This window comes from Bartonella sp. AA1HLJMS (assembly GCF_042197445.1).
Classification (GTDB): domain Bacteria; phylum Pseudomonadota; class Alphaproteobacteria; order Rhizobiales; family Rhizobiaceae; genus Bartonella.
Genome location: NZ_JBHIRW010000036.1, coordinates 1 through 4,608 on the forward strand (window position 1 = coordinate 1; position 4,608 = coordinate 4,608).

Genomic DNA, 4,608 nt, shown 5'->3' on the forward strand with positions numbered 1-4,608 from the left:
TTACCCCGTTGCTGGTTTATTTCTTTCAATTTTTGAGTATTTTTTCTCAACAAAAGCCACAATGTTATGAAGAGTATCAACATAACTGGAAACAAGACCCAAACACACACTATAATAACTTGCCAAAACGCACACAGAGAGAGAAAAAGAGGTGTATCCTGCCACCCTGTCAAGTTCTCTTGGCTACCTAAGGATGGAAGAAAGAAAATCCTGTTGCACAACTCAATAATGAGCGAGAGGAACCAAATGACAACATACTCTTGCACAGAAAAATAATCTTTCTCGAAAAAATGGCGCAGTCCATTATAAAATGCTGAATTTTTCCCCTTCATTGCTCTTCCTTTTTATGAAAAACGCATTTTTTATCTCATGCCCGCTCTTTTAAGAACCACGAAAAGTGCGATGCATGGCGCTTCCCTTGTTTTCAACAAAAAACCCCAATTTTCTAAAAGCGTGGTTGCTCTTCCCAATGATTAAGAGCATCCTCCTCATTACAAACCTGATAGGCTTCTTTATCCTCTTTGCCTGATGATTTTCCAACCATCCCCTCTTTCTTGTGTCACGAGAGCTTCTAAACGTTGCCTCTCCCCCCTCACAATAGCGACAAAAGCGCTTTATAGCTAGGCAAGCGCCTTGTCACTCTCTTTATCTTACGCGTTTTAATTCCCGTCTCACTTTACGATACGTTCTCACCTGCTTAAAGACACCATAATAAAGTTCTAAAATCATCATGGGAATACAAGCAACCCACAGTGTCACGAACAGAAGCACGAGACCGAATATTGTAACAAGAATATCGTCCATTTTCCAGTTCACACTTTCTTTATATCGATCCTTTTGATCGGTTATTTTACCCCGTTGCTGGTTTATTTCTTTCAATTTTTGAGTATTTTTTCTCAACAAAAGCCACAATGTTATGAAGAGTATGTACAGAACTGGAAACAAGACCCAAACACACACTATAATAACTTGCCAAAACGCACACAGAGAGAGAAAAAGGGGTGTATCCTGCCACCCTGTCAAGTTCTCTTGGCTACCCAAAGATGAGAGAAAGAAAATCCTGTTGCATAGCTCAATAATGAGAGAGAGAAAACAAATGACAACACGCTCTTTCTCAGAAAAAACACTTTTTTCGAAAAAATAGCGTAGTCCATTATAAAATGCTGAATTTTTCCCCTTCATTGCTCTTCCTTTTTATGAAAAACGCATTTTTTTATCTCATGCCCGCTCTTTTAAGAACCACGAAAAGTGCGATGCATGGCGCTTCCCTTATTTTCAATAAAAACCCCAAACTTTCTAAAAGCGCGGTTGCTCTTCCCAATGATTAAGAGCATCCTCCTCATTACAAACCTGATAGGCTTCTTTATCCTCTTTGCCTGATGATTTTCCAACCATCCCCTCTTCTTGTGTCACGAGAGCTTCTAAACATTGCCTCTTACCCCTCACGATAGCTACAAAAGCGCCTTGTCACTCTCTTTATCTTACGCGTTTTAATGCCCGTCTCACTCTACAATACGTTCTCACGCGCTTGAAAACAAAATAATAAAATTCTAAAATGAGCATGACAACACCCGCAGGAAAAAAGACTTCTAGCAGAAATATCAACCAAAAGTATACGATAAAAAAACAGCTTATTTTTTCTCTATCCTTTTTTACCGGATTATTTTGTTGATCGGTTGTGTGCCCCCGTTGCTGGATAGCCTCTTCTAACTGCTGAATCTTTTTTTTCAACAAATACGTTAAGATGAGATAAAGCACCAATAAAACAGGTATCAAGGCAACAACACACACCATGATAACTTCACGCAGCACAAAGAGCGCCAAAAGAGCGCTATCCTGCGATACACTCAACGACCACTTGGATTCTAATGGGATCAAAAGAGCTTTATGACCTATCCCAATAAGGATAGAAATAAGCCAAATGATAATATGGTCTTTATAAGAACGAAATGATTTTCCAAAAACAACAGAGCACAGTTTGTTATAAAATGTGGAATTTTCCCCCTTCATTTGCTCTTCCTTTTTATACAACTGTTTGTCCTTGACTTTTATAAGAACACGAACAATCTCTCAAGTAAAATTCCGTCCATTGTCGTCAAACAGAATACCCCAGAGAACACTCGTATTGCATATTTTATGTTGCCAATAGTTTTGCCAATTCACGTGCTTGTTTAAAAAAAACACCTCTCAACACTTGCAAACCAACGCGTATCACCCCCATTTCATGAACAGCCCCCATGAAGGGGATAACAATAGCGCCCCCATGAATATATCCCCTTACTATAAACTCTATCACCCCTATTGTTTCAGTAAAAAATGTAATCCGGCGCCATTCATATACGCCCCCTGCGGCCTCTACAATAGCCTTACCCTCCCTTGTAATACGGGGCACGCCATAACTCCATTCCTCAACACGGACAACCCCCAATTACCGCTCCTACAACAACCCCACTCCTGCCCCAAAAACAGACATATCTAGGCTTTTACGATAGCCCTTATCCCTTGAAAAGACAGAAGCATTTTTATTCTTTTCTCAATTATTTTCCGCCCACTTAAGACATGAAAAAAGCAACTTCCATTGATGCGCAAATGATCGCGCAATAAGAGCATTTGAAATGAGAAAATCTTACAACTTTCTTATTCCAATTAAAAAGGCTCAATGATCATTCAAAATACGATGATATCTTCCATTTTTCATTAGAGTTCTTGCAAGCCAATAGCTTAGAATATATTCATAAAAGCGCTTCTAAAACACGAGACAGCCGCTACTTTTGAGATCAAGCATTTTAATATTAATGAAAGCACTAACATTCCCTTGCAAGTTTGAGGTGTTGTTTTGTCAACAATCTTGTTAGCATGGACTGATTCTATGATGATGCGATATCATCACAATTGCTCTTTATAAACAGCATAATGATACGCATCATTTTACTCACAATTCTTTATAAGCCTTGCGTTATAGGCTTGTGGGGAAAAGATAAAGGAGAATCCTGTTGAATATAGCAATTATTTTGGGGTCTGTGCGTCAACCTTCCTTAACAAGAACTTTAGCCAATTATTTAGCGGATTGCCTCATAAAGCGGGGTGCATCACTTCATTGGGTTGATTTGCGTGAACAGCCCTTGCCGATGACAGATCCAGATTATCATCAGCAGGTAGAGGCTAATCCAAGTGCTGCGGTCCGTGAGTTTGTCAAAACCATTGCCGCGGCTGATGGCGTTATTCTAGCAAGCCCTGTTTATCAAGGATCTTATTCGGGTGTTTTAAAAAATGCTCTTGATAATTTGAGCTATAATGCCTTTTTAAATAAACCTGTTGGGCTTATCTCTCATGGGAGTACTGCCAAAAAATGCGCACAACCGTGTGAGCATTTAGTGCCGGTGGTGCACACGCTTTATGGTTATACACTCCAATGTCAAATTGCCTCTTCCAACGAAGATTTTTCCTCAGATGATGAAGGTCGTACTTGGAAAGTTATAAGTGAAGAGGTACAAACCCGTTGTGAAAGACTTGCTGATGAAATGTACACATTTTTAAAGCAACGAGGTGGGATTTAAAGTAATAAGGGAGGGGGCATGAAAAAAAAGGATGCGCACTATCGTTATTTAGTGGTAGGGGGCACAGGGATGCTTGCTCCTTTGTATCAATCACTAAAGCCGCAAGAAGTGATTATTGCTGCACGCTTTCTTTCCCATAAAGTCCAGCTTGAGGCATTGCACAACAAACAGTTGTGCGTGTCGTTGGATTATGATTGTGCGGCATCAAAGGCGCAATTTTTAGAAGCTGTGAAGCAATGGCATGATCTAAAATATTGCATATTATGGATTCATTCGCCCGCCTATGCATTTTCTTGCGCATTAATTGAGCAGTTGGCTCTTTTGCCTAAACCGCCATGTATTCTTCATATTTTTGGTTCCAACACGCATGATCAAATGATCCTCGAGTGCGCGCGCAAAAACAAGGTTGATTTTATCCCCATTCAATTAGGACAAAAAACAACCCCAAAAGGTTTACGACGGCTGCCCCATCAGGAGATAAGCCAACAGGTACTGGATGCCATAAAAAACCATATGAATAAACAAAACTTATGATCAATACCTCTGCTTTGCAAAGAAGCAGTGCCCCTTCAATCTCTATCCATACCCGAACACCCTCTTAAATAACTCATACTCTCTACATCATAGGCTTTGAGAACGAACAATCCCCCTCCCTTACGCCTCTAAACAGCATGCCTATATCAACAGCTCCAAAACCAAACGTTTTTCTAACCCTTCTCACACGGGCTTATCCCCCTCTCACAACCATCACGGCTCTTGACCAACCACACGCCCTATTACAGTTCCACGTTTTTACGATTTTGCAAATTCACAGAAAACAAGCAAACTGCCGATAAACCGCCCCATTAAAGCCTATTACAAGCCTATCACCAGCCTATTCATTGCCACATCAGCCCTTTTCCCCCAACGCCCTCCATTCCCCCATTCCCCATTACCCCATTCCAATTTTGACACATTGCACAATCCAACCATCCTCCATTGGCACCTTTTCTCCCCATATCCTCCCCACAACTCTCACGGCTCTTGACCAACCACACCCGCTTTTACAGTT

General features: G+C 40.7%; 6 protein-coding genes and 1 pseudogene. 2 read left to right on the plus strand and 5 right to left on the minus strand.

The genetic code is table 11. The features are described 5' to 3' along the window. The 5 genes and pseudogenes from ACFIQE_RS07770 to ACFIQE_RS07790 form a co-directional block, all read right to left on the minus strand. Positions 1-332: pseudogene (locus ACFIQE_RS07770) on the minus strand (hypothetical protein); the annotation flags it as partial. Positions 333-645: 313 nt separating this feature from the next. Next, positions 646-1,182, minus strand: coding sequence for a hypothetical protein (locus ACFIQE_RS07775; RefSeq protein WP_375707475.1), 537 nt, complete (start codon positions 1,180-1,182; stop codon positions 646-648). Positions 1,183-1,296: 114 nt separating this feature from the next. Beyond that, complete coding sequence (locus tag ACFIQE_RS07780) at positions 1,297-1,446, minus strand: hypothetical protein (protein ID WP_375621752.1); 150 nt, start codon at positions 1,444-1,446, stop codon at positions 1,297-1,299. Positions 1,447-1,476: 30 nt separating this feature from the next. Beyond that, positions 1,477-2,010 (minus strand): hypothetical protein, encoded by a 534-nt coding sequence (locus ACFIQE_RS07785; RefSeq protein WP_375621751.1) that lies wholly within the window; start codon positions 2,008-2,010, stop codon positions 1,477-1,479. Positions 2,011-2,134: 124 nt separating this feature from the next. Then, a complete protein-coding gene (locus ACFIQE_RS07790) occupies positions 2,135-2,428 on the minus strand; it encodes a hypothetical protein (protein WP_375621750.1) in 294 nt (97 codons plus the stop codon). 565 nt (positions 2,429-2,993) lie between these two features. Here ACFIQE_RS07790 and ACFIQE_RS07795 point away from each other — a divergent pair. Further along, positions 2,994-3,557, plus strand: a complete 564-nt coding sequence (locus ACFIQE_RS07795; RefSeq protein WP_375621749.1) for an NADPH-dependent FMN reductase — start codon at positions 2,994-2,996, stop codon at positions 3,555-3,557. An 18-nt stretch (positions 3,558-3,575) separates the two neighbouring features. Continuing rightward, complete coding sequence (locus ACFIQE_RS07800; protein ID WP_375621748.1) at positions 3,576-4,091, plus strand: short-chain dehydrogenase; 516 nt, start codon at positions 3,576-3,578, stop codon at positions 4,089-4,091. Positions 4,092-4,608 lie beyond the last annotated feature (517 nt).

What these genes read in the sequence shown, in the direction of transcription:
- ACFIQE_RS07800 (WP_375621748.1), top strand. Translation starts at nt 3,576, where the DNA reads ATGAAAAAAAAGGATGCGCACTATCGTTATTTAGTGGTAGGGGGCACA.
- ACFIQE_RS07785 (WP_375621751.1), bottom strand. Translation starts at nt 2,010, where the DNA reads ATGAAGGGGGAAAATTCCACATTTTATAACAAACTGTGCTCTGTTGTT.
- ACFIQE_RS07775 (WP_375707475.1), bottom strand. Translation starts at nt 1,182, where the DNA reads ATGAAGGGGAAAAATTCAGCATTTTATAATGGACTACGCTATTTTTTC.